General features: G+C 39.2%; 25 protein-coding genes. 16 read left to right on the plus strand and 9 right to left on the minus strand.

Annotated features, from left to right (window positions below; translation table 11 throughout):
• From nuoM to AC1M9B_RS09665, 4 genes are all read left to right on the plus strand, one after another.
• Nucleotides 1–1,620, plus strand: coding sequence for an NADH-quinone oxidoreductase subunit M (gene nuoM, locus AC1M9B_RS09650; protein WP_092766950.1), 1,620 nt, complete (start codon nt 1–3; stop codon nt 1,618–1,620).
• A gap of 3 nt (nt 1,621–1,623) precedes the next feature.
• Complete coding sequence (gene nuoN / locus AC1M9B_RS09655; protein WP_481589068.1) at nt 1,624–3,180, plus strand: NADH-quinone oxidoreductase subunit NuoN; 1,557 nt, start codon at nt 1,624–1,626, stop codon at nt 3,178–3,180.
• 132 nt (nt 3,181–3,312) lie between these two features.
• A complete protein-coding gene (gene upp, locus AC1M9B_RS09660) occupies nt 3,313–3,948 on the plus strand; it encodes a uracil phosphoribosyltransferase (protein ID WP_035267277.1) in 636 nt (211 codons plus the stop codon).
• Nucleotides 3,949–4,065: 117 nt separating this feature from the next.
• Complete coding sequence (locus AC1M9B_RS09665; protein WP_481591595.1) at nt 4,066–5,055, plus strand: hypothetical protein; 990 nt, start codon at nt 4,066–4,068, stop codon at nt 5,053–5,055.
• A gap of 28 nt (nt 5,056–5,083) precedes the next feature.
• Here AC1M9B_RS09665 and gigC read toward each other — a convergent pair whose 3' ends face one another.
• Complete coding sequence (gigC, locus tag AC1M9B_RS09670) at nt 5,084–5,962, minus strand: LysR family transcriptional regulator GigC (RefSeq protein WP_180028048.1); 879 nt, start codon at nt 5,960–5,962, stop codon at nt 5,084–5,086.
• Between the two features lie 84 nt (nt 5,963–6,046).
• Between gigC and AC1M9B_RS09675 the strand changes: the two genes are divergently transcribed.
• Entirely contained in the window at nt 6,047–6,808 is a 762-nt protein-coding gene (locus AC1M9B_RS09675; RefSeq protein WP_481596342.1) for a ferredoxin--NADP reductase, read from the plus strand.
• A gap of 100 nt (nt 6,809–6,908) precedes the next feature.
• Here the strand turns inward: AC1M9B_RS09675 and AC1M9B_RS09680 are convergent, their stop codons facing one another.
• A complete protein-coding gene (locus tag AC1M9B_RS09680; RefSeq protein WP_481591597.1) occupies nt 6,909–7,331 on the minus strand; it encodes a hypothetical protein in 423 nt (140 codons plus the stop codon).
• A 158-nt stretch (nt 7,332–7,489) separates the two neighbouring features.
• Here AC1M9B_RS09680 and AC1M9B_RS09685 point away from each other — a divergent pair, with 158 nt between their 5' ends.
• The 3 genes from AC1M9B_RS09685 to AC1M9B_RS09695 all read left to right on the plus strand — a co-directional run bounded on the left by AC1M9B_RS09685 (nt 7,490) and on the right by AC1M9B_RS09695 (nt 9,898).
• Nucleotides 7,490–7,741: a hypothetical protein gene (locus tag AC1M9B_RS09685; protein WP_481596341.1), complete on the plus strand. Its 252-nt coding sequence runs from the start codon at nt 7,490–7,492 to the stop codon at nt 7,739–7,741.
• Between the two features lie 201 nt (nt 7,742–7,942).
• The gene (locus AC1M9B_RS09690) at nt 7,943–9,622 is read left to right on the plus strand and encodes a mechanosensitive ion channel (protein ID WP_481608993.1); all 1,680 of its coding nucleotides are present in this window, start codon (nt 7,943–7,945) and stop codon (nt 9,620–9,622) included.
• 66 nt (nt 9,623–9,688) lie between these two features.
• Nucleotides 9,689–9,898: a hypothetical protein gene (locus AC1M9B_RS09695; protein ID WP_092766956.1), complete on the plus strand. Its 210-nt coding sequence runs from the start codon at nt 9,689–9,691 to the stop codon at nt 9,896–9,898.
• A gap of 120 nt (nt 9,899–10,018) precedes the next feature.
• Here AC1M9B_RS09695 and AC1M9B_RS09700 read toward each other — a convergent pair whose 3' ends face one another.
• Together AC1M9B_RS09700 and AC1M9B_RS09705 are read right to left on the minus strand one after the other, a co-directional pair.
• Nucleotides 10,019–11,218 (minus strand): BaiN/RdsA family NAD(P)/FAD-dependent oxidoreductase, encoded by a 1,200-nt coding sequence (locus AC1M9B_RS09700; RefSeq protein WP_481608994.1) that lies wholly within the window; start codon nt 11,216–11,218, stop codon nt 10,019–10,021.
• A 102-nt stretch (nt 11,219–11,320) separates the two neighbouring features.
• Entirely contained in the window at nt 11,321–12,181 is an 861-nt protein-coding gene (locus tag AC1M9B_RS09705; RefSeq protein WP_481608995.1) for a 1-aminocyclopropane-1-carboxylate deaminase/D-cysteine desulfhydrase, read from the minus strand.
• 144 nt (nt 12,182–12,325) lie between these two features.
• Here AC1M9B_RS09705 and AC1M9B_RS09710 point away from each other — a divergent pair, with 144 nt between their 5' ends.
• The 3 genes from AC1M9B_RS09710 to AC1M9B_RS09720 all read left to right on the plus strand — a co-directional run bounded on the left by AC1M9B_RS09710 (nt 12,326) and on the right by AC1M9B_RS09720 (nt 14,583).
• Nucleotides 12,326–12,520 carry an NF038215 family lipoprotein gene (locus tag AC1M9B_RS09710; protein WP_035267295.1) on the plus strand — a complete coding sequence of 65 codons (195 nt, stop codon included), beginning with the start codon at nt 12,326–12,328 and terminating at the stop codon, nt 12,518–12,520.
• A 187-nt stretch (nt 12,521–12,707) separates the two neighbouring features.
• Nucleotides 12,708–13,331, plus strand: a complete 624-nt coding sequence (locus AC1M9B_RS09715; RefSeq protein ID WP_035267296.1) for a LysE family translocator — start codon at nt 12,708–12,710, stop codon at nt 13,329–13,331.
• A 133-nt stretch (nt 13,332–13,464) separates the two neighbouring features.
• A complete protein-coding gene (locus AC1M9B_RS09720; protein WP_481608996.1) occupies nt 13,465–14,583 on the plus strand; it encodes a DUF6670 family protein in 1,119 nt (372 codons plus the stop codon).
• A gap of 61 nt (nt 14,584–14,644) precedes the next feature.
• Here the strand turns inward: AC1M9B_RS09720 and AC1M9B_RS09725 are convergent, their stop codons facing one another.
• Nucleotides 14,645–15,001 carry a hypothetical protein gene (locus tag AC1M9B_RS09725; RefSeq protein ID WP_035267298.1) on the minus strand — a complete coding sequence of 119 codons (357 nt, stop codon included), beginning with the start codon at nt 14,999–15,001 and terminating at the stop codon, nt 14,645–14,647.
• Nucleotides 15,002–15,076: 75 nt separating this feature from the next.
• A complete protein-coding gene (locus tag AC1M9B_RS09730; RefSeq protein WP_481608997.1) occupies nt 15,077–16,048 on the minus strand; it encodes an MBL fold metallo-hydrolase in 972 nt (323 codons plus the stop codon).
• Between the two features lie 171 nt (nt 16,049–16,219).
• Here AC1M9B_RS09730 and AC1M9B_RS09735 point away from each other — a divergent pair, with 171 nt between their 5' ends.
• Complete coding sequence (locus AC1M9B_RS09735; protein ID WP_306669586.1) at nt 16,220–16,369, plus strand: hypothetical protein; 150 nt, start codon at nt 16,220–16,222, stop codon at nt 16,367–16,369.
• Nucleotides 16,370–16,446: 77 nt separating this feature from the next.
• Here the strand turns inward: AC1M9B_RS09735 and AC1M9B_RS09740 are convergent, their stop codons facing one another.
• Nucleotides 16,447–17,121, minus strand: a complete 675-nt coding sequence (locus AC1M9B_RS09740) for a hypothetical protein (protein ID WP_481608998.1) — start codon at nt 17,119–17,121, stop codon at nt 16,447–16,449.
• A gap of 283 nt (nt 17,122–17,404) precedes the next feature.
• Nucleotides 17,405–19,462, minus strand: coding sequence for a methionine--tRNA ligase (metG, locus tag AC1M9B_RS09745; protein WP_035269568.1), 2,058 nt, complete (start codon nt 19,460–19,462; stop codon nt 17,405–17,407).
• Between the two features lie 184 nt (nt 19,463–19,646).
• Here metG and AC1M9B_RS09750 point away from each other — a divergent pair, with 184 nt between their 5' ends.
• Entirely contained in the window at nt 19,647–20,444 is a 798-nt protein-coding gene (locus tag AC1M9B_RS09750) for a hypothetical protein (RefSeq protein ID WP_035269566.1), read from the plus strand.
• Nucleotides 20,445–20,592: 148 nt separating this feature from the next.
• Entirely contained in the window at nt 20,593–20,943 is a 351-nt protein-coding gene (locus AC1M9B_RS09755; RefSeq protein ID WP_035269559.1) for a hypothetical protein, read from the plus strand.
• Between the two features lie 40 nt (nt 20,944–20,983).
• Here AC1M9B_RS09755 and AC1M9B_RS09760 read toward each other — a convergent pair whose 3' ends face one another.
• Nucleotides 20,984–21,253, minus strand: coding sequence for a hypothetical protein (locus AC1M9B_RS09760; protein ID WP_051586621.1), 270 nt, complete (start codon nt 21,251–21,253; stop codon nt 20,984–20,986).
• A gap of 387 nt (nt 21,254–21,640) precedes the next feature.
• Between AC1M9B_RS09760 and apbC the strand changes: the two genes are divergently transcribed.
• Together apbC and AC1M9B_RS09770 are read left to right on the plus strand one after the other, a co-directional pair.
• Entirely contained in the window at nt 21,641–22,924 is a 1,284-nt protein-coding gene (gene apbC, locus AC1M9B_RS09765) for an iron-sulfur cluster carrier protein ApbC (protein ID WP_481587283.1), read from the plus strand.
• Nucleotides 22,925–23,067: 143 nt separating this feature from the next.
• Nucleotides 23,068–23,223 carry a hypothetical protein gene (locus tag AC1M9B_RS09770; RefSeq protein WP_155756999.1) on the plus strand — a complete coding sequence of 52 codons (156 nt, stop codon included), beginning with the start codon at nt 23,068–23,070 and terminating at the stop codon, nt 23,221–23,223.
• Nucleotides 23,224–23,347: the final 124 nt, after the last annotated feature.

Genomic DNA, 23,347 nt, shown 5'->3' on the forward strand with positions numbered 1-23,347 from the left:
ATGGAAAACATCAATAACTGGTATTTACCCGCGCTGATCCTCATTCCGTTCATTGCTGGTTTTATTTGTTGGGTCGTTGATAAATTAGATCAACACCTACCACGTTATATTGCACTTGTGGGTATGCTCATTACTTTGGGCATGACCGTTGCTTTATGGCAATCAGGTACCTACAGCTACCAAATTGGTGAAACTGTACCGACTTGGTCTGCAGAGTTCTATGTACCTTGGATTCAAACCCTTGGCATTAACATCCACTTAGCGGTGGATGGTCTTTCACTTCTCATGGTCGGTTTAACTGCTTTACTAGGTGTATTGGCGGTTGGCTGTTCTTGGGGTGAAATTCAGAAGAACGTTGGTTTCTTCCACTTAAACCTTTTATGGTCTTTAGGTGGCGTGATCGGTGTATTCTTGGCTGTTGATTTGTTCTTGTTCTTCTTCTTCTGGGAGATGATGCTCGTTCCAATCTACTTCTTGATTGCACTCTGGGGCCACAAAGGTGCTTCTGGTAAATCTCGTGTTTACGCTGCGACTAAATTCTTTATTTACACGCAGGTGGCTGGTCTGATCATGTTGATTGGTATCTTAGGTCTTGTGATCTACGGTTTCATGATGACAGATACAATCAGCTTCAGTTATAACCATTTACTCGCTGTTGCGAATACATTGGATGCTAACCCACAAACGTCATCAATTGCCTTTGCATTTATGATTTGTTTGTTTATTGGTTTTGCAGTCAAACTTCCTGTTTTCCCCTTGCATGGTTGGTTACCAGACGCGCACGCACAAGCACCTACAGCAGGTTCTGTAGACCTTGCGGGTATCTTAATTAAGACAGCGGCTTACGGTTTACTTCGTTTCGTCATTCCATTCTTCCCAGTAGCTTCAGCGCAGTTTGCTGATGTAGCAATCATTTTCGGTTTAATTGGTATCTTCTACGGTGCTTGGTGTGCTTTCCAGCAAACCGATATGAAACGTTTGTTGGCGTATACGTCGATTTCACACATGGGCTTTGTTTTACTTGCAATCTACGCAGGTAACATCCTGACCTTCCAAGGTCTGATGGTCATGATGTTGGCTCACGGTTTATCGTCAGCAGCATTATTCATTATGTGTGGTCAAGTGTATGAGCGTCTTCACACACGTGATTTACGCTTGATGGGTGGTATTCGTGGTCAATTCCAGTATTTACCATTCTTCTTGATGTTCTTTATTGCTGCGCTTGTAGGTATCCCTGGCTTAGGTAACTTCATTGGTGAGTTCCTCATCTTGATGGGTGCATTTGCTCAATTCCCTACATTCACGATTATTGCTGCGATCAGCTTAGTATTTGCGGGTCTATATGGTTTAATCCTGATTCATAAAGCGTTATTTGGTGTGCCAAACGAAGAGCAAAAACAACACTATGCGAACCCATTAAAAGATCTTAATGCGCGTGAGCTTGGTATTTTGTTAATTTGTGCGTTCGGTCTGTTATGGCTTGGTTTGTATCCACAAAGCTTCCTTGATATTTCAGAATCAAGTTTGGCTTGGATTGCGAATAGCTACATTCCAGTACAAGAAGTAGTTGAAGTGGTTGAACAAGCCACAACTCAACTCGAAAATGTGGAGATGCAATAAGTCATGAACTTCACACTATCATTTTCTGAGCTAATGCCATTAGCTCCTGTGATGATTGTTGCTTTAACAGCAATCATCGTAATGATTTTGACTGCAATCAAACGTAATCATAATTTGATTGCGACAGTATCTGTTATCGGTCTTAACCTTGCATTGTTGAATATTCTATTCACGTTGTTTACAGGTTCTCAGATCTCACCAAATGTCATGAACCTATTTATGGTTGATGCTTTTGGTCTGTTCTATCAAGTGATTATTTTGATTGCTGCATTGGCTTGTTGCACACTGTCACATGCATATATCGAAACCTATAAAGATAATCGTGAAGAACTTTATCTATTAATGTTGATCTCTGTTTCAGGGGCAATGTTAATGGTAACAAGTTCACACTTTGCATCATTCTTCATTAGCTTAGAGTTAATGTCGATTCCAGTGTACGGTCTGATTGCTTATACCTACCAGCGCGGTAAGTCACTCGAAGCGGGTATTAAATATCTTGTACTTTCAGCAACTGCTTCTGCAATGTTGTTGATGGGTATGGCTTATGTTTACTCAGTTCTAGGTTCATTATCATTTGCGGGTCAAGTGGATGATATGTTCTGGGCGTTAACTAAGTCTCAAGATCCTCAATTGATGATGGCGCTGCAATCTTATATTCCTCAATTTGGTGAGAAACTTACCACTGTATTTGGAATCTTAGGTCTTGGTTTAATCATCGCAGCTGTTGCATTTAAATTGTCTTTAGCGCCATTCCATAAATGGACGCCAGATGTGTATGCAGGTGCTCCAGCACCAATTGCAACATTCCTTGCTACTGTAGCTAAAGTTGCAATGATTGGTTTATTCGTACGTTACTTACTGTCTTCAGGTGTAATTGGTATCGAATCGATCAAAACGATTTTGATCGTCATTGCAGTGTTATCAATCTTGATTGGTAACATGCTTGCAGTGAAACAAGTGAACTTAAAACGTATTTTGGCATACTCGTCAATTGCGCATTTTGGTTACTTATTCCTTGCTGTTGTTACGACATCTTTCTTAAGCTTAACGTCAGTAAGTTTATATGTATTAACGTATGTATTAACGACGATTGGTGCGTTTGGTGCTGTAGCGTTGATGTCTAGCCCATACAACAACAATGACGAAGCAGAATCACTTGCAGACTACCGTGGTCTATTCTGGCGTCGTCCAGTATTGACGGCAACACTGACTGTGATGATGCTATCTCTTGCAGGTATTCCGTTAACTGCAGGCTTCATCGGTAAATTCATGCTGATCATGACAGTTGTGTCTGAAGCACATTGGTTCTTCGCTGCGATGATCATTGTGGGTTCTGGTATTGGTCTATACTATTACCTACGTGTCATGATCGTCATGTATATGACGCCACCAGACACTCCACGTATTGATGCTGATAAACATTGGGGTCAAAAAGTGGGTGGTATTATGGTATTGCTTGCTGCGCTTGCAGTGCTTGTAATCGGTGTATATCCAGATCCAGTCATTGCGATGGCAAATCAAGCACAATTGATCGCGCCATTACATATCGTTCTTCAATAGTTGATCGATTAATCTAAAAAAACTATTGTTGTTAACAAAAAAAGCCCTCATTCATTGAGGGCTTTTCTTATTTCTTATATTAAAAACATTTATAATAGACAGAATTTACATTTATGCTTCAGGTGTTCTCCCGTGCCAATCCAAGAAATTCGTCATCCGCTCATTCGTCATAAATTAGGTTTATTACGCCGTGCAGATATCAGCACGAAGAACTTCCGTGAGTTAGCGCAAGAAGTCACAATGTTACTGACTTACGAAGCAACCAAAGATTTACCTGTTGTAGATCACGAAATTAATGGCTGGAATGGCCCGGTGACAACACAGCGTATTGCAGGTAAAAAAATTACTGTTGTACCAATTTTACGTGCTGGCATTGGTATGCTTGATGGTTTCTTAAATCTTATTCCAAGTGCAAAAGTTTCTGTTCTTGGTTTAGAGCGTGATGAGGAAACATTAGAAGCACGTACATACTATAAGAAATTGGTACCTGACGTACAAAACCGTATAGCGATGATTATTGATCCAATGCTTGCGACTGGATCATCATTGGTTGCTGCTATTGATGTCCTTAAAGCGAGTGGTTGTAAAGATATCCGAGTGATGGTTTTGGTTGCAGCACCAGAAGGCATTAAACGTGTGGAAGAAGCACATCCTGATGTTGTCATTTTTACCGCAGCTGTAGACAACGGTTTAAACGAGAATGGTTATATCGTTCCGGGTCTTGGGGATGCTGGCGATAAAATTTTTGGTTCTGTACAAAAAGATTAAAATTTGATTAAATTATAGAGGAGGCTAAGGCCTCCTTTTTTATTAAGATTTTGATTCAACGATAAATTTAAAAAACTAATTACTAAGAATCAATCTTTTTTATGCTGGGGAAATAACATGTTTTACAGGGGTGTTTTACATTCGTACGACCCTGCATTGAAAGCAGGAATTATCAAAATCAATGATCATGATTTTGATGTACATTTCGTATTGAATGACATGGCAAATTCCAGTATCGCGCCTCAAATTGGTGAGCGTGTGAAATGTATCGTGGTCGATAAAGACGACCAACGTCATGCAAAATTTATCGTGCGGTTAGACAATAAACATGCACGCGTCGAACAACCCTTGAATCAACTTTTTTATCGTGCGCACGAAGATTTAGAAGGTGAGTCTAAGAAGTTTGAACAAGAGCTAGATGAGCTGATCGAAAAGCGTCTTGCAGATCAGGAAAGTACGCTTGACTCACAAACACAAATCCAAGATTTTGAACTAAATTTTAATACACTGAGTAAAGAATCAATCGTGTTGGATGGTTCTGGTGCTGAACATCATGCAGATCAAGTTTCAGATCCAGTATCTAAAATTTCCTTAGGTGAACCTCTTGAGGAAGAGCAAATTAAAGAAATGCTCGAATCAAAGCCAAGTCGCCGTGTGCCAGTCTTAGATGAGTCAGCTGTCGTACCACTTACGAAAGTTCAACCTTTGAATGAGAGTGCGCCTGAAGAGAACGTAGATGATCATCTACCCGAGCCAACCCATGCAAAAGGGCGCCCACCAAAAGTTGTACGTAAAGAACTCCCTGATGTTAAAACGCATTTTCAATTAAAATTTAATGCGCAAAAATTCATTACGAGTTCGCGTGTTGATGAATTCGGAGCTGATAAAAAATCAAAGAAAAAAGCCAAGAAGATAAAAGATCCAAACAAGCAATTTAATCCATGGATATTTGCAAGTATTGTCCCTATTTTAGTGTTCATTAATCTGGGTGTTTGGGGATTTCAAAAATATGAGCAATACAGAGAAGAGCAAGACGCAAAAGCAAAAATTTATGCGGTAGAACAAGAACACATTATCAAAGAACAAAAGAAAGAAGCTGAGAAATAAAAAAAGCTCCAATGAGGAGCTTGTTTTATTAAGCATCACAGAATTTCATAAAGGCTTTTAAACCAGGTCCCTGATATTTTTGACGGTGTACTAACATAAATAAAGGACGTGTGAGTTGCCAGAACGGCGTTTCTAAAATCACCAGTTGCTCTTTTTCTCTTAATGGTTCAATGGCTAATTTTGAAATACATGACATGCCTAAACCACCAGCAACAATTTTCAAAATAGCTTCATTATGACCCAAAGTTAAACGAATATTGGCATTCGGTAAGTCTTGCAGGATTGCGTTGTCAAAGACTTCACGAGTCCCTGAACCTTCTTCACGTAAAATCCATTCAGCCTGTTTAAAGTCTTCAATGGTCAGAGGGCGGTCTAATTTCGCCAAAGGATGGTCTGGTGAGCAACACACAGCAAGCTCATCATCACGCCAGTGGATCGATTGTAATTGAGGTAAGTGACATGAACCTTCAATAAGGGCTAAATCAAGTTGGAATTGATTAACAGCTTCAATCATTTGACGCGTATTGCCCACTTGAAGTTGCAAATGTGCTTGTGGTTGTAATTGAAGAAAATCAGCCATTAAATCAGGCATCAAATAATCACTAATGGTCAAAGTCGCCCCAATACGGAGATCAATACTTTGAAGCTCGCCTTTTGCCGCTTGTTCAAATGATTCACATCGACCTAAAATTTCAAGCGCCTGTGGAAGTAAAAAACGACCCAAGTCATTCAGTTGTAATCGTTTTCCTAAGCGATCAAATAATGGTGCACCGAGACCATCTTCAAGATCTGCTAACGCCATACTTGCAGCACTTTGTGTGAGTCGTACAGCATCACTTGCTTTAGTTACCGTACCCTCTTGAGCGACAGCTACGAAAACAGCCAGTTGGCGTAATGTCATGCGCATGAATGAAGCCTTAATGTGAAAAAATATTAATAAATTATATTGTCATGCTACCATGAGCGCAGTCTGTCATGCCACGTAGAAATTATGTCAATTGAAAAATTTAGCGTAGAAAAAGTCCTTTCTGTACATCGTTGGACCAACACTTTATTTAGCTTTACCATGACGCGTCCCGCACATTTTAAATTTACCGCAGGGCAGTTCGCGCGTATTGGTTTGAAAGTTGGCGATGATTTGGTGGTACGTGCGTATTCTGTCGTTTCATCGCCTTTTGATGAAACCTTAGAATTCTTTTCAATTGTTGTACCAGATGGTGCTTTTACATCAAATTTACAACATCTCAAAGTTGGTGATGAACTTTATTTGGAAAAGATTCCTTATGGATTTTTGACGTTAGCACGTTACCAGTTACCTATGCCAAATGACCTGTGGTTATTGGCGACAGGCACGGGGCTCGCACCATTTATTTCTATGTTGCAAGACTTTGAAGTATGGCAAAAATATAAAAATATTCATTTGGTTTACAGTGTGAGAACAGCAAGTGAATTGGCTTACGTAGACCGAATTCAGGAAGTCGCGGATACCTTTGGTGAAGGTCATACAGGATTTAAATTTGTGCCAATTATTACACGTGATCCAAATGCACCATTGCATGATCGATTGCCAGTATTGATCGAAAATAGAGCGTTAGAGAAAACCGTTGGTCTCGATTTTAATCCGCAAACGTCACATATCATGCTGTGTGGGAATCCCCAAATGGTTGAAGATACAAAAGAGGCACTGAAAGCCCGTGGCCTGACCATGAATCGCCGTGGTGAAGGAAATATTGCAGTAGAGAACTATTGGTAAGTCCTAATCACCCTCTCTCTTTGGGTGAGGGAATTATGGCAAAAAACCTCCATCTCGGAGGTTTTTTTTCTAAATTACATAGGAATACTATGCGACATACTTAATGGACAAACATATCCATAAATTCACGAATCTCTTGAATCGCAGTATCTACATCACTCGTGAGCCAAGTCGGTTCAAATAAACCTGCATAATGCTCCAAACGATCGTGTGGAACCACTAAACGAATTGGGCATTCTTCTTCGAGTAAACGCCAAGGAATAATGGGTACTTCATTATCTAAGAAGCAAGCGATGTTACGAATGTCGATGATCATGCCGTTGACACATTCAGGAAAGGGCATCACCGAAAACTCTTCAGTGCGACGGCGGAAATACTCTAAGTCACCCCACTTCAGCACATAGCTTGGTTTCGTAAACTCAATAATTCCAATCAAATGCCCATCACGGGTATGATGCAAAGAACAGGCATGAGTGACATCTGTGTCTAAATCTAAAGAGACACTTTGTCGGCGATAGGTCATACAGATCGACAATAAAAATGAGGAGGGTGCATATTATACTCTATTTTGCATCACAGCTCATGTGCTTTGATCAGTACGAATTGATAATGTTTTTTCACACAAAACAACATGATAGATTGCTAGTATAAAAAATCATCAAAATACATAAGAGGGGCATCATGGTAGATCAATCCAATCATCCGACCCATAATGATCAAAAGAAGAAAAGTAAGATCCCAGTGTATATTCTGATTATCGTTGGTATTTTTTTAGCAGCCTTCATTTTCTATATGCTCGCTGATCGTGAACCAACACCAGGTCAAATTCCTGCTGATACGAGTATTCCTGCAACTCAAGATAATGCAGATACAGCAACGGCAACAGATTCAGCAGTGGATAATACCGTTACTGCGGTCGCAAACGATCAATAAACCACTACACTTTTCATGTTTAAACCCAGCTTAGGCTGGGTTTTTTCTTGATTTGCAACAATGTGTTGTATTTATGATGCTTTGAGTTGATTAAAAAATATTCGAAATTTATGGTGTGATGACGCGATCGAAAAATGATCTAGGGAAAAGAATTAAATCAATCGTAATTCAGAACACTTAACATAAGAAGAGGCGTAACCAATGAATGATGAATATAACGGCTTCACTCGAAATGGGGGCTTTGATGCAATGTATTATTGGGAGCAATTCCAACCAATTATTGCTGCAGTGGCCATTTTACTCATAGGATGGATCATCGCTTTAATCGTTGCCGCAGGGGTTAAGAAGGTACTTGCAAAATTAAATACCAATCAAAAATTGAGTAACGCGACAGGACATCGCTCAAATATAGAAAATATCATCTCCAGAGTCGTTTTCTGGCTGATCCTCATTATTGCTGTTATCGGTTCACTCAACGTTTTAAACCTGACCAGTGTGAGTGGTCCGTTTAGTAATATGGTTCAACAATTCTTACTATTTATCCCACAATTATTGGCTGCAGTAGCAGTTGGTTTTATTGGGTGGATCGTAGCAAATTTGGTCAAAGTTGGATTAACTCGACTACTCAGTCGTACACAATTGGATGAAAAGCTCAGTCAAGACGTTGGTGTGAGCTCATTTAGCCAAAATATCAGTGAAATTGTTTACTGGCTCATTTTATTGCTGTTCTTACCGATCGTGCTGTCTATTTTGGGCTTAAATGGTTTGTTATATCCAGTTCAGAATATGGTGACTGAAGCCGTTGCATACTTGCCGAATATCTTTATGGCAGGTGTGATTTTATTTGTTGGTTACATTTTGGCAAAAATTGTACGCGGTATTGTCGAAGGACTACTTTCAAGTTTGAATGTTCAACAGCAAGCTGAAAAAATCGGAATTTTTAAAAATTCCAATCTGCCTAAGCTATTAGGATCATTTGTATTTGCCTTAGTAATCATTACTTCACTGATTATTGCGTTTGAGGCTTTGGGTGTAGACGCGATTTCACAACCAGCAACAGCAATGTTGTATGAAATTATGAATGCAATTCCGCATATCATCGCAGCAGGTTTAATCCTGATCATTGCTTATGTGGTCTCACGTTTCGTATCTAATCTTGTGGTTGAAGTAATCGCTGGGACAGGTATTGATAACATTCCTCAAAAGCTCGATATGCAACGCTTTTTGGGTCAAACCAAAATATCAAAAGTTGTCGGTCATTTGATTGTATTCTTCACCATGCTCTTTGCGGTGTCTGAAGCTGCGAATCGTTTGGGCTTCGATCAAATTAGTGATTTGATTGCGATGTTCATTTATTTCGGAGCGAATGTACTTTTAGGTGCAGTTATCCTCGTCATTGGTTTCTGGTTAGCAAATCTTGTTGCCAATGTGGTGAAGCGTGGTGAGACCAATAGCGCACATTGGTTAGCGAATCTTGTCCGAGTACTGATCATTGGTTTAGTCGTGGCAATGGGCTTGCGTGCAATGGGAATCGCTGACTCAATCGTAAACTTAGCCTTTGGATTAACACTTGGAGCGGTTGCTGTCGCTTTTGCGCTTGCTTTTGGTCTAGGTGGTCGCCAACCTGCAGAGCGATTGTTGACTGACTTAATCGATAAAGCGAAATCTGACGCGAATAAGCCAAGACCAAATCAGCCTGAACAAGTCACTCCACCACTTACTGAGCAAATGGATGCTTCAACTGTTGCGGAAGAATATCAAGACGAAGACATTCCACCCACGCAAATTGATGTAGAGGCACCAACTCAACCATTGAATAATCCTTATGGATCTACAGGAGAGTCGGATCAAAATACACCATCAAAAAATGACCCTAAATAACATGTAAATTTGTGTCGGGATCAGTCAGCATGGTTTGGCTGATCCTCATGAAAAAGAGTAAAAATTATGAGTAAGAAATTTAATAAATTATTCGCCCCAATAGTGATTGCGGGTATCACCGTGGGTTTTTTAGCAAGCGCTTACCGCTTTGTTTTTGCAAATTCAAAAGCTACTGAAAACAACAGACTCAATACACCATCTATTGATGATGCAGTAACAGATCCAACCACACAAATGCTTGATTCAACTGATACCAACGCCCAAAGACCCTCATAAATTTCTTCCTTTAGAAAAGATAAATCAATAATGAAGCATTCGATTGATCAATAGGGACGATATTCAAAGAGGGCAAAGGATGCCCCCTTTAATGAAAAAATGAACAATACTCGTTGTTAATTAGACATACTCAGATGCGGCATGTGCAGATGACCAAGCCCATTGAAAGTTAAATCCACCTAAATGGCCAGTTACATCGAGTATTTCACCGACGAAGAAAAGTCCTTTTTGCTTTTTACTTTCCATTGTTTTTGAGGAAACTTCAGTGGTATCAACTCCACCTAAAGTCACCTCAGCCGTACGGTATCCTTCAGTCCCAGAAGGTTTAACTTCAAATGCATGAAGGCGCTGGGCAATCATCTCTAACTTCTCATCACTGATATTACCGATTGATATTTCAGCTTGATCCATCCAAATCAACTGTTGCAATTCAACTACGACACTTTTCGGTAAGTGTTCAGCGAGTAAGGTGCGAAGTAACACTTTAGGTTGATTTTGTTTTTTAGTTTTAAAAAAATTCAAGAGATCAAGACTCGGTAAAAAGTCGACTTTAAAACTTTGACCCACATCCCAATAGTTTGAGAGCTGTAAAGAACTTGGACCACTTAAACCACGGTGCGTAAACAAGAGTGCTTCAGTAAAGCTATTGAGATGATTGCTTAATGTCGCTTCAACAGCATTGCCACTGAGTCGTGTCGTCACTTCTTTGAAACCATCAGAAAAAGTAAAGGGGACTAGACCTGCACGAGTCGGATAAACATAGTGTCCAAATTGTTTAGCAATCTCATAGCCAATGCCTGAGCCTCCAAGCGTCGGAATTGAGAGACCACCAGATGCGACCACGACAGATTCAACTTCAAAAAAACCTAAATTGGTTGCCACCTGAAAACCGTGTTCCTCAAGGGCGTTGACGGCTTTCACCTCGCAACTGGTTTTGATGTCGACTAGACCAGTTTTGTCACATTCAGCAAGTAACATGGCTAAGATTTCTTTGGCGCCGTTTAGGGTAAAGAGCTGACCGTGTTTACGTTCTTCGTATTCAATGCCATATTCGCAGACCAAGCCAATGAAATCCCAATTGGTATAACGTGTGAGTGCTGAGATAACAAAATGCGGGTTATGTGAAATATAGTTATCAGGCTCAACATACAGATTGGTAAAGTTACATTTACCGCCACCTGACATGAGAATTTTTTTACCCACTTTATTGGCTTTTTCAACCACCATGACACGACGCCCACGTTGAGCAGCCATATATGCGGTCATTAAACCAGATGCACCCGCACCTATTACTAAAACATCGTATTGCTTGGAAGACATGAAAATAATCAAAAAACGAAACAGCGCAATTATAACGGTAAATTACGATGAACTGAGCATTATCGGATTAATTCAAGCGAACAGCAGCAGAAGCAAGATCAACTAAATCGTTCGACCTTGAAGCCCGCCCGAATGAATGACTAAAACTTTAGCGTTTTTGGGGAAATAGTTTTGTTGTATAAGATCATGAATGCCAAACATCATTTTTCCGGTATAGACTTGTTCAAGTGGAATACGGTATTCATATTCAAACTTTTCAATAAATTGAATCAGTTCAGGTCGGGTTTTGGCATAGCCTCCGAAGCAATAATCATCAGTGATATGCCAGTTGTTTTTACCCGTCAGTAGTTTTACTTCATCATTCAGAAAATTGCCTTTTAACGCAGAAAATCCAATAATTCTTTGATGGCTTAAACTGCGTTCAATCAATCCTGAAATCGTACCGCCTGTTCCGACAGCACAACAAATGAAGTCAAAGGTCTGATCAGCATCTTTTAAAATTTCTTGAGTGCCCTGAATGGCAAGCGAGTTGGTGCCACCTTCTGGAATTAAATAACTTTCAGGAAAGCGTTGCGCTAAGTGAGCTAAAAACTCAGGATCATTTTTGTGTCGATATGCTTCTCGTGAGATAAAGTGCAGCGCCATACCAAAACGTTCCGCGGTGGCGAGGGTGTGATTGCGTGCTGAGTTTTTGAGTTCTTCACCACGAATGATCCCAATAGACTGAAAGCCAAATTGATGCGTAGCAAACGCTGTGGCGGCAATATGATTTGAATAAGCCCCACCAAAGGTCATTACTTTTTGAAAGCCTTGACGTTTTGCCTCAATAAAATTGTATTTCAGTTTATAAAACTTATTTCCCGAGATATGTGGATGAATTTGGTCTAAACGGCGAACGGTGATGTTTAAACCATTTAAAGAAATTTCCTGATCTTGAACCTGTTGGGCTATCGTATCAAACATAGTGCGAGAATTTGGTTTTTTAACAGTATAGCGGATTTCGAATCTTAGCTCTTACTCGGAGAAATTGAAAAACAGTGAAAAAATATGTTTAAAAAATAATCAAAAGTGCTAATCTGAAAGAAAACGGAATTTTGGGAGGGTGGCATGAAGCAATCTCTATCCATTTTATTATTGGGTTTGTTTGTTTTAACGGCCTTAGGCTGTGAGCAGGATTTTCTAAACAAACCAAAAACTGAAGCACGAAGTATGATTATTGCTGGCGTACCTGTACAGGAAAGGGACTATCGTCTGTCTCCGCACGAAACTGCATATAATGAAGCACTGTCAGATGATGATTAGCATGACTTGGCTATTTTTATAAAATCAATTGTATTTAATTTATACAGTAAACTAATTCGCTAAAAATAATAAAATAAATAGTGAATAATTTTAATATTTAAAAAAATCACTCAAATAATTAGGGAAATATTCATAAGGCTTCCAAGTAGAATAACGCGATAAATCAATCATCTACTATGGAATTAATGTGGAATCAATTTGGATTTTAGGTTCGATTGCAGCAGCACTTTTACTGGGCGCAATGAGTCCGGGGCCGACTTCAATCTATGTCGCTAAAAATTCAATCGCTATTTCGCGTAAACATGGTTTATTTACTGCACTAGGAACTGGTTTCGGTGCTGCGATTTTTGGTTTATTGGCAGTATTAGGTTTACAGGCATTCTTACTTGCAGTGCCTTCAGCATATTTGGCTTTGAAAATCTGCGGTGGATTATATTTATTGTTTTTGGCTTATAAAATTATCAAACATGCCAAAGATCCAATCGAAGCTGATCATTCTGCATCGCATCCGATGAGTTTACGACGTGCATTTACCACAGGCTTAATTACTCAATTGTCGAATCCTAAAATTGCCATTGTACTTGCCAGTATTTTCACAGCTTTATTACCCAAAGAGATTCCGTTGTATTTTTACTTTGTGTTACCAATGCTGTGCTTTTTTATCGATGCTGGTTGGTGCTCGTTGGTGGCGGTTGCATTATCAGCGGAAAAGCCGCGTGCGGTATATTTAAAATTTAAGAAAGTATTTGATCGTGGTGCGGGCATTGTGATGTCTGTGCTCGGATTGAAATTGATTTTTGGTGTGAAGTAGATCACATTTTTAATCTTGTCTAACAATTTTTATGATCTGACCTGAATTCACATTTGCCAGTCCTGATCAGCTATAAAGAACTGAGGAGAGGTTGTTTAGGGTGTAAATATCTCTCATTGTTTGTGAGTTTGTTATGTATTCTCTCCTCAGTAGTCATTCAAAAAATAAAAGTCTACAACAAAAGTTCTACTATCAATTGGGTCAAATGGCCAAAAACCTTTTGGGTGCAGTAGAGCCAGAAGAACAAGCATTTTTACCGCGTGAATATAATTTAGATGCGCATGTTTTTCATCGTCAATTCGCGAGTACGCATTATGGAATTATGATTCCAGATTTGCCTGAGCCTTTTCGGTATCTGTCCTATGCTTCTGTCATTGGTGATGTTGGTGCGAAGATAACGCATTTACCCAAGTCGATTTCTGGTCTTAGTCCTGAAAATACCGCTACTTTGGTCCATGGAACAGCCTTATCGACAGATGAAGAAGCCTTTCGCATTTATAATATTCAAGACGAAATTGTATTCCATCAAAAGCCATTTAAGGTTGAGTTTGGTCGAGAATCTTTCCTTGCTGAAATAGAAGGGAGTTATCATCTAGTATCTGAACGTGATGATCTGCAAGTTGATATTTGGTTAACCCCAACGCCTGCCATTACGTGGTTTGCACATAGCATGTTATATCAGCACTTTAGTGTATTGATGCAATATGACGGTCATTTGACCCAACATGGAAAACGTGTTGAAGTTAAAGGGTTATGTACACTGGAACATTGGAAAGCAGTCTCAAGCTCAATGTTGCCGACTCCCATTAAACCGACCACAGGATTGGTGCCTTTAGACAGTTTTAGTTATCAAGTCATCAACATAGATGATGAGTCACAATTGGTCTTGGCCTATATCGGTTTTGCAGGTGAACCTACTTATACCGCCGTGTCGTATCGTCATATTGATGGTACTTCTATTCAATATGATGGTGAGGTTGCTTTTCAAGTGATCGCATTAAAGCCTGATCCGAAAATAACACCTGACGGTTTTGAAATGGAGGTGCCCCAGTCTTTCAGATGGATTGCACATCATCAAGGTGAGAAAGTGTTAGATATTCTTGCGGTGGCAGATACGGAATATTGTTATGGTTTAGCTGCAGGTTATGTGAGTTCTTATCAGTGGAGTGGTTTGCTGAATGGAACTGAACGTAAGGGGCGAGGTTATGTTGAATATATCGACCGAAGACAGAACGTAAATTTAGACACCTAATTTTTGATTTAAATATGCCCATAAAAAAGCCTCTAAACGTATTAGAGGCTTTTTTAAAATCTTATTTCTTACATTCAGGCTGTGAACGGTCAATTACTTGTGTACCTTCTACACGATAACCAATTTGACCAACAATGAATGCTTGATTCAATTGAGTGATCACCACATCAGAAAGAGCCACAGCGCAACGGTTTTTTTCAATAGCACGATCTACAGCAGTTTTAAAGTTTGGAACCCCTAAAGGGAACAAGACAACTGGGACCTTATCTTCACCTGTTACACGTTCACCTTTCACGAACTGATTAGAGTTGAGATTATAGTTTTTAGTTGAAGCAACTGTCATATCAGCCATACGAACTGAACAGCCTGTCGCCAATACTGAAGTTGCTGCGATAATTGAAATTAATAATTTTTTCATTAGTTTACCCCCGTTTTTAAGCGAGGGAACTTTAAATAAAAATACTTGAAATTTCAACCATTGCATGACTTTAGTTTAATCTTTAAAGTGAACCGGTATCCATTGGTAGCTTTGTTCATCTTTGGAATAAATGTGCCCAAGTCCTGGGAACGGTAAGTGTGGTGCTGCAATCAACTGCCCATCTTTGGCATATTCAGCAAAGTGCTTTAAACGAGTTTGAATTGCAGTTTGTGGGTCAATATCAAACTCAATGGCAGTTTCAGGTTTGTCGAACTGCAAGGTATGTGAATGTACGATATCGCCAATAAACACCACTTCTTGTCCATCAGCTTTCAGTTTAAAGCTGTAATGCCCTGGTGTATGACCAAAGGATGGTTTAAATTCGATATCACCAAAGCGTAAAGATTTATCAGATAAGACTATTACTTGTTTCGCTTTTTCATATGGTGCAAGCGCTGCTTTGATTTTTTCGACTGTTCCTAAAAAACCTGCTTGTTTGTCTTTTGGCAGTTTTTTTACGGTATTTGGACTCAGCCAATAGTCATATTCCGTTTTTGAAATATGCAGCGTTGCATTTGGATAATTCGCTACGCCGTTGTTTGAAATACCACACACATGGTCAGGGTGCAAGTGAGTGAGGAAGATACCATTCACTTGCGTAGGCTGATAACCAGATGCTTTGAGGTTGTTATAGATTGAACCTAAATGTGCGCCAAAGCAGCTAGCAGCTCCGCTGTCGACCATCAGCAGTTGGTTGCCTGTATTGATGAGAAAGGCGTTGACTGAGGTTTGTATGCCTTTGTCGTTCAGCGCAGCGTATTTCTTTAGGATTTCAGTTTTATCAAAGTCGCTTAAGCCTTTAAACATAGATGGATTGAGATGGTTTGTACCATCGAGTAGGGCGGTGATTTGGGTGTTTCCGATTTGGTGATGGTAGTAGCCAGCGACTTGTTTTTGCGTTGGGATAGGGTTTGGTTCAGCAGCTTGGGTGCTGAAGGCTGTGGTGCTTAAAGCGAATGTGAGGAATAGGGGTTTTAGAGTTTTCATAGGCTTCTTTTAGATTTTAAAGGATTACTTCTTTTTTATCATATTTATAGTTGTTTTATAAAATGACCCCTCCCTAACCCTCTCCTAAAAGGAGAGGGAAATGCACGAAATTATTATAGTAATGCGTTCTCCCTCTCCCTATGGGAGAGGGTCGGGGTGAGGGATATAGGCATGTCGCTGAAAACTTGTTGTTCGAGCAAATTGCCGTTAGAAAAGTTGAGGAAGCACCAGTTTAAGTTTGCTGAGTTTAAAAAAGCGTACGATGTGTTTAAGCATGCAGCAGATGAAAATGCGATGAAAGTGATGATTGCAGTCGAATAATTCATTTTTGAGTTGCAATAAAAAAGCCTCTATTAATTAGAGGCTTTTATTTTACAACATAGCTATACCTAATTGATCTATTTAATTTGAGCTAAATTAATATTAATTAAGTTTGATAATTCATCGATATATTTAGAATATAAATCACGTTTAGCCTGAGATTTTCGAGCTTCAAACTCTTCTTTATAAGGATAAGGTTCACCTAATAATTTAGCCGTATCTTTAGTAAACTCAAATGCTTCTTTACTGTATCCTTGTATTTCTGGCAGCAAATGTATTTCATTGATTCCTATATCCTCAATTTTTTGAAATTCTTGCTTAGTTTTTTTTCTAGTACTTTCTAAATTATTTAAAATCATTGTATGGGCTAAAGTAAATTGTTGTTTATCATTTTCATTTAATAAACTCTTTTTAAGAGTTAAATCATTCACTTTATTTAAACATGGTGCTACATCGAAATTCAGACGATCGCTATAATTTGAAATTTTTGATAAAGGCTTAAGAACACATTGAAACTTATAAGTGATATTTAGATCTTTAATATAATTTTTTTTAAGTTGTGAATACTGTTTAGAAATTTGCTCGTTTATATTTTTTAATTCTATAGTTTTTTCAGCGACTTGTTCTTCTAAAACAGCTTTTCCATAGAGTGGAACTACGGTATACCAAATCGTAAATATCGCAGCTAAAAGTAACCCAATTTGTGAAAGATGACTAAGTCTACTTAATGTTTTATCTATATCATATTTCATTTTTAATTAATTTATGTGATATCTCTAAATTATTATATCGAAAAATTATATTGTTGTACGATTTTACTTTTGTCGGGTCAAAAGTAACAAAACCCCTTTGTTCGTTAGAGGGCACTTCCGTGTGCCCCTAACGAACGGGCGACATCCATGTCGCAAGCCATCTGATTGAATATGGCTTTGGAGTTTAAAAAGAATTTCCCTCTCCTTTTAGGAGAGGGCTAGGGAGAGGTAAAATAAAAAAGCCCCTACATCAGTAGAGGCTTTCTCTCATCTTAATCAATAATTAAGACACTTTATCACCTGGTTTAGCACCAGATTCAGGTGAAATCACCCAAACACCGTCGCCATTACCCGCAGCTAACACCATACCATTTGAAATACCAAAACGCATCTTACGTGGAGCAAGGTTTGCCACCATCACCACCAATTTGCCTTTTAAGTCTTCAGGTTTGTAGAACTCACGAATACCACTAAATACGTTACGTGGCTCAGCTTCGCCAACATTTAATGTCAATTGAAGAAGTTTGTCAGAACCTTCAACCGTTGCAGCTTCAAGAACTTCAGCCACACGTAGGTCAACTTTCATAAAGTCTTCGATACCGATAATTTCAGCTTCACCTACTCTCGGCTCAGCTTTCTTCTCTTTGGCTTTCTCTTTTTTCTTTTCAGCTTTTGGTGCTTCCGCAGGTGCAGCTAAAGAATCTTTAGATGCATCGACCATTGCAGCCACAGCTTTTGGATCTACACGTTGCATTAATGGTTGGAACAATGCGATTTCATGTGCAACCAAAACTTGCTTACGAGATTCAAAGTTGAAGCTGTCTAATTGTAAGAATGCTTGAACTTGATCTGCCAAAGTTGGAAGTACAGGTGCAAGGTACACCGCCAATTGACGGAATAGGTTAATACCGACAGAACATACGTCATGAACTTGTTGTTCTTCGCCCTCAATTTTCGCAAGTGCCCAAGGCTTTTTCTCATCGATGTATTGGTTGGCTTTATCCGCAAGCGCCATGATTTCACGGATTGCAGTTGAGAATTCACGTGATTCGTATGCTTGCGCAATTGAATCACCAGCATCAATAAAGCTTTGAACCAACTCAGGCTCTGCACAAGTCGCAGACAATTTATTGTCAAATTTCGTGTTAATGAATTTCGCACAACGACTTGCGATGTTCACCACTTTACCAACAAGGTCAGAATTCACTTTTTGAACGAAATCATCAAGGTTTAAGTCAGAATCTTCAACTTTGTCAGAAAGTTTAGACGCAAAGTAGTAACGTAAATATTCAGGGTTTAAATGCTTTAAATACGTTTCCGCTTTAATGAACGTACCACGAGATTTAGACATCTTCTGACCATTTACAGTCAAGAAACCGTTTACGAATAGGCTTGTCGGTGTACGGTAGTTGGCACCTTCAAGCATTGCAGGCCAGAACAATGCGTGGAAATACACGATGTCTTTACCAATGAAGTGATACACCTCATTTTTAGAATCTTTTTTCCAATAATCATCAAAGCTTAAGTCAGGACGCTTGGTTTTGATGTAGTTTTCAAAGCTCGACATATAGCCGATTGGCGCATCGACCCAAACATAAAAATATTTATTTGGTGCATCAGGAATTTCAAAACCAAAATATGGCGCATCACGAGAAATATCCCAATCCGACAAACCTGCTTCAAACCATTCATCTAACTTGTTGGCAATCGACACAGGTAAACGACCTTCGTCACGTGTCCATTTTTGTAGGTATTCACCAAAGTTCGGTAGTTTAAAGAAGTAGTGATCTGAAGATTTCTCAACAGGAGTCGCACCGCTTAAAGTCGATTTTGGATTTAACAATTCTGTTGCGTTATACGTTGTACCACACACTTCGCATGAATCGCCGTACTGATCTTCCGCTTTACATTTCGGGCATGTACCTTTAATGAAACGGTCAGATAAGAACATACCTTTTTCAGGGTCGAACAACTGGGTTACAGGACGAACTGCAATATTGCCGGCTTCACGGTTCTTAATATAAATCTCAGAAGCACGTGCTTGGTTTTCAGCGCTGTTGGTTGAATCGTAATGATCGAAATCAACCTTGAAGCCGGCAAAGTCACGCTCATGTTCTTTTTGTACATTGGCAATTTGCTGTTCTGGAGTAATACCGTTGGCTTCAGCACGTAGCATAATTGCTGTGCCGTGAGCATCGTCCGCGCAGACATAAGTCACGTTATGACCCATTGCACGCATCGCACGTACCCAAATATCTGCTTGGATATAACCCAGTAAGTGACCCATATGGATCGGGCCATTGGCGTATGGAAGGGCGTTAGTGACTAAGATATTACGCACGGATCTGACTCTCTCATTCGTATTTTATGCAATGGGCGATAATTTTACATGAGATAGGCGAGACTTGCATAAGCCTTTTGATGAATTCTTATTTATTGTCAAAGCTAGAGCACCTGGAAAGGCTACTTTGTTACAGACTTATCAGGGATAATAGATATCCTGCTATTCACCTGAGTGTTTGACCATGTATGATGATTATGAAGATGAGCAACCTGTAAAACGCATCAAATCGAATGTGCAGGGCTTACCAACTCTGGGTAAGCAAATTCTTAATCAGGCACAGGATTATCTTGATCAAATCTCGCAAGGCGAACATACACTTTTAGTCAATCATTTACGTGAACTTGCCCAGCAAGATGAATATTTTAATGTGCTTGCCGATCAGTTGGATCAACCTGTCGGCTCGAAAGTTGCCAATGATGCGTTAAACCTGATGCACTTTTGGCAACAAATTTATGCTTATGAAGATGTGCAAAGTTTTAACTTACTTGATGTTATTAACACTGAAGCTTTTCAAAAAGATGTATTGACCACTTTCGATGCTATGCAGATCGATGAGCAGAATAAAGCCTTGCGTCGTCCTGTGATTATCGAAGCTTTTAAAATGTATAAACTCGGCTGTTATGCAGGTTGTGTACCATTACTCTATGCCCAACTTGAAGGGTTACTGACAGACGTACTGATTCAACAAGGTTTCTTAAAGCAAAATGGCACCAAGTTAGTCGATGTTTATAAAATTGTACCAGGTTTGAAAGGCAATGAAATTAAGAGCCTTTGGCATAAATCTAAGATTGCCATTGAGCTTAATCCATACTTTGCAGAACTCGCGGCTTATAAAATGGATTCAAGCTCGAATGTGACCGCGACACGTCATAATATTTTGCATGGCACGGATGTCGAGCATTTCACACAAGCACGAAGCTTTATTTTATTTATTTGGTTGTTTTCTGCATTGAACTTTATGTCGAATATTCGCTCCTAAATTCATCATTTTCAACTCAAAAGTTACAGCGTAGTGTTGTTCTACATCATCATGTGAGAAATTGTAGTGATTCGAAACATTTACGATGAGCACTGCAAATCTTCGATATAACTAAGATTCACTATCAAAGCGATAAAGAGGATTGAAGATGTCGAATAATAAAATTGATGACTTAAAAAACAAAGCTTCAGAACTCGGCGATGATCTGAAATTAAAGGCGAAAGAAGCTGAGCTGAAAGGCGAGAAAGCATTGGATCAAGTGAAGCATGGTGCAGCAGAAGCCAAGCTTGAAGGTGAAAAAAAACTGAATGATCTAAAACATGACACGCAGCATAATTCTTCTGAAGCGCATTCAACTTTAGATGATTTAAAACATAAAGCGGTAGATTTAAAAGAGCAAGCAGCAGATAAATTGCATGACCTGAAAGATCAAGCGAGTGAAAAATTTGCGGATCTTAAAGCAAAAGCATCAGAGAAAATTGATCAACTGAAAAAGTAAATTGATCACAAAAAAGCTCATCATCAGATGAGCTTTTTTTTTAATTTTTTCTAATCCATTCGATTTTTCTAATTTCATTATTCACCACAGTAAAGGTGTAAATCAGATCATGAAATTCGTAGGTATAGCTATAAGCCGTAAAACGATTTTTTCCTTCTTTCCATTCATAATGTTGTGTTGAAGTCGGCGTCTGCTTCATGTGTGAGCTTAATTTTGCATAAGAGTCACCTAAGCTGATGATTTGTCCTGAAGGAGTACGAAAACTTCGGGATTCATTGGCGGCATAGCCTAAAATTGGTAGAAGGAGCATTGTGCTCATTAAGGCAGTTATTGAGCATGTTTTTAATTTAAGTTTCAGATTTCTTTGTTTTAAAGACATATCGAAGTGTTATCTTGGTTTTATATTCTTTTCAATTTTAATGTTAAAAAATTCGCTATTGTGTTGCTATTTGTTGAAAGCATGAATCACTTGCAACATGAATCAAGGCGTTTAACAGTGAAATCAAGTTTATAGAGTGTATCAATGACAGCATTCGCAATACGCCAATAAAAATAATAAAAAAGCTGACTAATTTAGTTGGAATTCGACTAACATATTTCTAATCAAACGGGGGATCAATATATTGTTGCTTAACCTTGTTGATATTTCTCGTTAAACTATTCCTTTATCAGTTTCTGTCCAGACTTGGAGTACGGTATGTCGTGGCTTTCTTCACTCAAATCTGTTTTTTCACCCTCAAAGGAGGTGAATGAAGAGGCTGTACAACACGTATTACAACACTACGTTTTGCCGAATTCTGACAATTTTTTGAAAGATCGAATCACACAGGTCAATGTTGAAGGTGATGTACTGCAAATTACCATTAATACCGTGCCAAGTGAAAAAGATCAGTTACAGCAAATTCACGATGAACTCGCTGATGCTTTGGAAAAGTGTGGGATTAAAGAGCTGAATATGCATGTCATTCAGCAGAAAACAGGAAGTCATGCTCAACAACAAGGTGGTTGTGGGCACAACCATGCAGCAGGTGAAAGCTGTTCAAGCAAAAAAGCCGAAGCCCCAAAATCCAATCTGCCTCCTGTTGTAGATGCATCTGCAAGCCAAGATGCGGTAAAACAAGCGAATGCGAATTACCAACCTCAACAAGAAGAAGCCCCGATTCAAAAAGCTGCACCACAGCAACGTGATGTACCTAAGCATCCACGTATCCAGAACGTGATTTTAGTTTCGTCAGGTAAGGGTGGTGTAGGGAAATCAACCACTACGGTAAATTTAGCTCTGGCATTACAAAAGCTCGGGCTGAAAGTAGGTGTGTTGGATGCAGATATCTATGGTCCAAGTATCCCAACGATGCTTGGCAATGCCGGTAAAACCCCAATGATCGAGGCAGAACATTTTGTACCGTTGGATGCTTTTGGTATGGCGGTGTTGTCAATTGGTCATCTGACAGGAGATCACAATACTCCTGTGGCTTGGCGTGGTCCAAAAGCAACAGGCGCATTGATGCAACTGTTCAACCAAACCCTTTGGCCTGATCTTGATGTATTAATGATCGACATGCCACCAGGAACAGGGGATATTCAATTAACTCTGGCACAACGTATTCCAGTGACCGGTGCAGTGATCGTGACGACACCACAAAATGTCGCATTGATGGATGCGACCAAAGGTATTGAATTGTTTAACCGTGTTCAAATTCCTGTGATGGGCGTGGTGGAAAATATGTCGACACATATTTGTTCAAACTGTGGCCATGAAGAGCAAATCTTTGGTACTGGAGGTGGCGATAAGTTATCGGAACAATACGATATTCCATTACTTGGACGTTTACCATTGAATGCGAAAATCCGAGAGCATGCCGATGAAGGTAAACCATCTGTATTGATTGGTGATGATGCAGCAGATAGTTATATTGAAATTGCACAGAAGATTGCAGCTGCATTGCCTAAAGCTGAAAGAGATCAAAGTCGGATTTTCTAAGTATTTGAAAAGACTCAATGTTAAACCTGTCTAAGTCTTACTTAGGCAGGTTTTATTGTTGACCGTTCGTCGTTTTAGGATTATTTACTCTAATTTTTCTACCTAAAATATTTTGTGAAATTTCACGTTATATGGGTATAGAAATGCGTTCAATCACTGCAATGAAGATGGTTATGATTTCTCTCATTCTGTCAACGACAGCTTCTGCTGCCATTATTCCTTATGTTGATTATCCTAAAGAATTCCAAAAGAAATCTTTAAATATTCAGGTTCAAGAAGCTGAACAACAGTCAAATTAATGCTTGAACTCAGCATCACAGCGTGAATGGACTGTGATGCTGAATTTCATCGATGAAGAACGTGCTATAAGCATTTTTGCAAGAGTGCATCATGTTTTTCGTTTCGATTACATTGTGTGACTTC

This window comes from Acinetobacter sp. ANC_7513 (genome assembly GCF_056779915.1).

Bases quoted from the DNA above. Each gene is read 5' to 3' on its own strand.
- nuoM (WP_092766950.1), top strand. From the start codon at position 1: ATGGAAAACATCAATAACTGGTATTTACCCGCGCTGATCCTCATTCCG.
- nuoN (WP_481589068.1), top strand. From the start codon at position 1,624: ATGAACTTCACACTATCATTTTCTGAGCTAATGCCATTAGCTCCTGTG.
- AC1M9B_RS09665 (WP_481591595.1), top strand. From the start codon at position 4,066: ATGTTTTACAGGGGTGTTTTACATTCGTACGACCCTGCATTGAAAGCA.
- gigC (WP_180028048.1), bottom strand. From the start codon at position 5,962: ATGCGCATGACATTACGCCAACTGGCTGTTTTCGTAGCTGTCGCTCAA.
- AC1M9B_RS09675 (WP_481596342.1), top strand. From the start codon at position 6,047: ATGTCAATTGAAAAATTTAGCGTAGAAAAAGTCCTTTCTGTACATCGT.
- AC1M9B_RS09680 (WP_481591597.1), bottom strand. From the start codon at position 7,331: ATGACCTATCGCCGACAAAGTGTCTCTTTAGATTTAGACACAGATGTC.
- AC1M9B_RS09685 (WP_481596341.1), top strand. From the start codon at position 7,490: ATGGTAGATCAATCCAATCATCCGACCCATAATGATCAAAAGAAGAAA.
- AC1M9B_RS09690 (WP_481608993.1), top strand. From the start codon at position 7,943: ATGAATGATGAATATAACGGCTTCACTCGAAATGGGGGCTTTGATGCA.
- AC1M9B_RS09695 (WP_092766956.1), top strand. From the start codon at position 9,689: ATGAGTAAGAAATTTAATAAATTATTCGCCCCAATAGTGATTGCGGGT.
- AC1M9B_RS09700 (WP_481608994.1), bottom strand. From the start codon at position 11,218: ATGTCTTCCAAGCAATACGATGTTTTAGTAATAGGTGCGGGTGCATCT.
- AC1M9B_RS09705 (WP_481608995.1), bottom strand. From the start codon at position 12,181: ATGTTTGATACGATAGCCCAACAGGTTCAAGATCAGGAAATTTCTTTA.
- AC1M9B_RS09710 (WP_035267295.1), top strand. From the start codon at position 12,326: ATGAAGCAATCTCTATCCATTTTATTATTGGGTTTGTTTGTTTTAACG.
- AC1M9B_RS09720 (WP_481608996.1), top strand. From the start codon at position 13,465: ATGTATTCTCTCCTCAGTAGTCATTCAAAAAATAAAAGTCTACAACAA.
- AC1M9B_RS09725 (WP_035267298.1), bottom strand. From the start codon at position 15,001: ATGAAAAAATTATTAATTTCAATTATCGCAGCAACTTCAGTATTGGCG.
- AC1M9B_RS09730 (WP_481608997.1), bottom strand. From the start codon at position 16,048: ATGAAAACTCTAAAACCCCTATTCCTCACATTCGCTTTAAGCACCACA.
- AC1M9B_RS09735 (WP_306669586.1), top strand. From the start codon at position 16,220: ATGTCGCTGAAAACTTGTTGTTCGAGCAAATTGCCGTTAGAAAAGTTG.
- AC1M9B_RS09740 (WP_481608998.1), bottom strand. From the start codon at position 17,121: ATGAAATATGATATAGATAAAACATTAAGTAGACTTAGTCATCTTTCA.
- AC1M9B_RS09750 (WP_035269566.1), top strand. From the start codon at position 19,647: ATGTATGATGATTATGAAGATGAGCAACCTGTAAAACGCATCAAATCG.
- AC1M9B_RS09755 (WP_035269559.1), top strand. From the start codon at position 20,593: ATGTCGAATAATAAAATTGATGACTTAAAAAACAAAGCTTCAGAACTC.
- AC1M9B_RS09760 (WP_051586621.1), bottom strand. From the start codon at position 21,253: ATGCTCCTTCTACCAATTTTAGGCTATGCCGCCAATGAATCCCGAAGT.
- apbC (WP_481587283.1), top strand. From the start codon at position 21,641: ATGTCGTGGCTTTCTTCACTCAAATCTGTTTTTTCACCCTCAAAGGAG.
- AC1M9B_RS09770 (WP_155756999.1), top strand. From the start codon at position 23,068: ATGCGTTCAATCACTGCAATGAAGATGGTTATGATTTCTCTCATTCTG.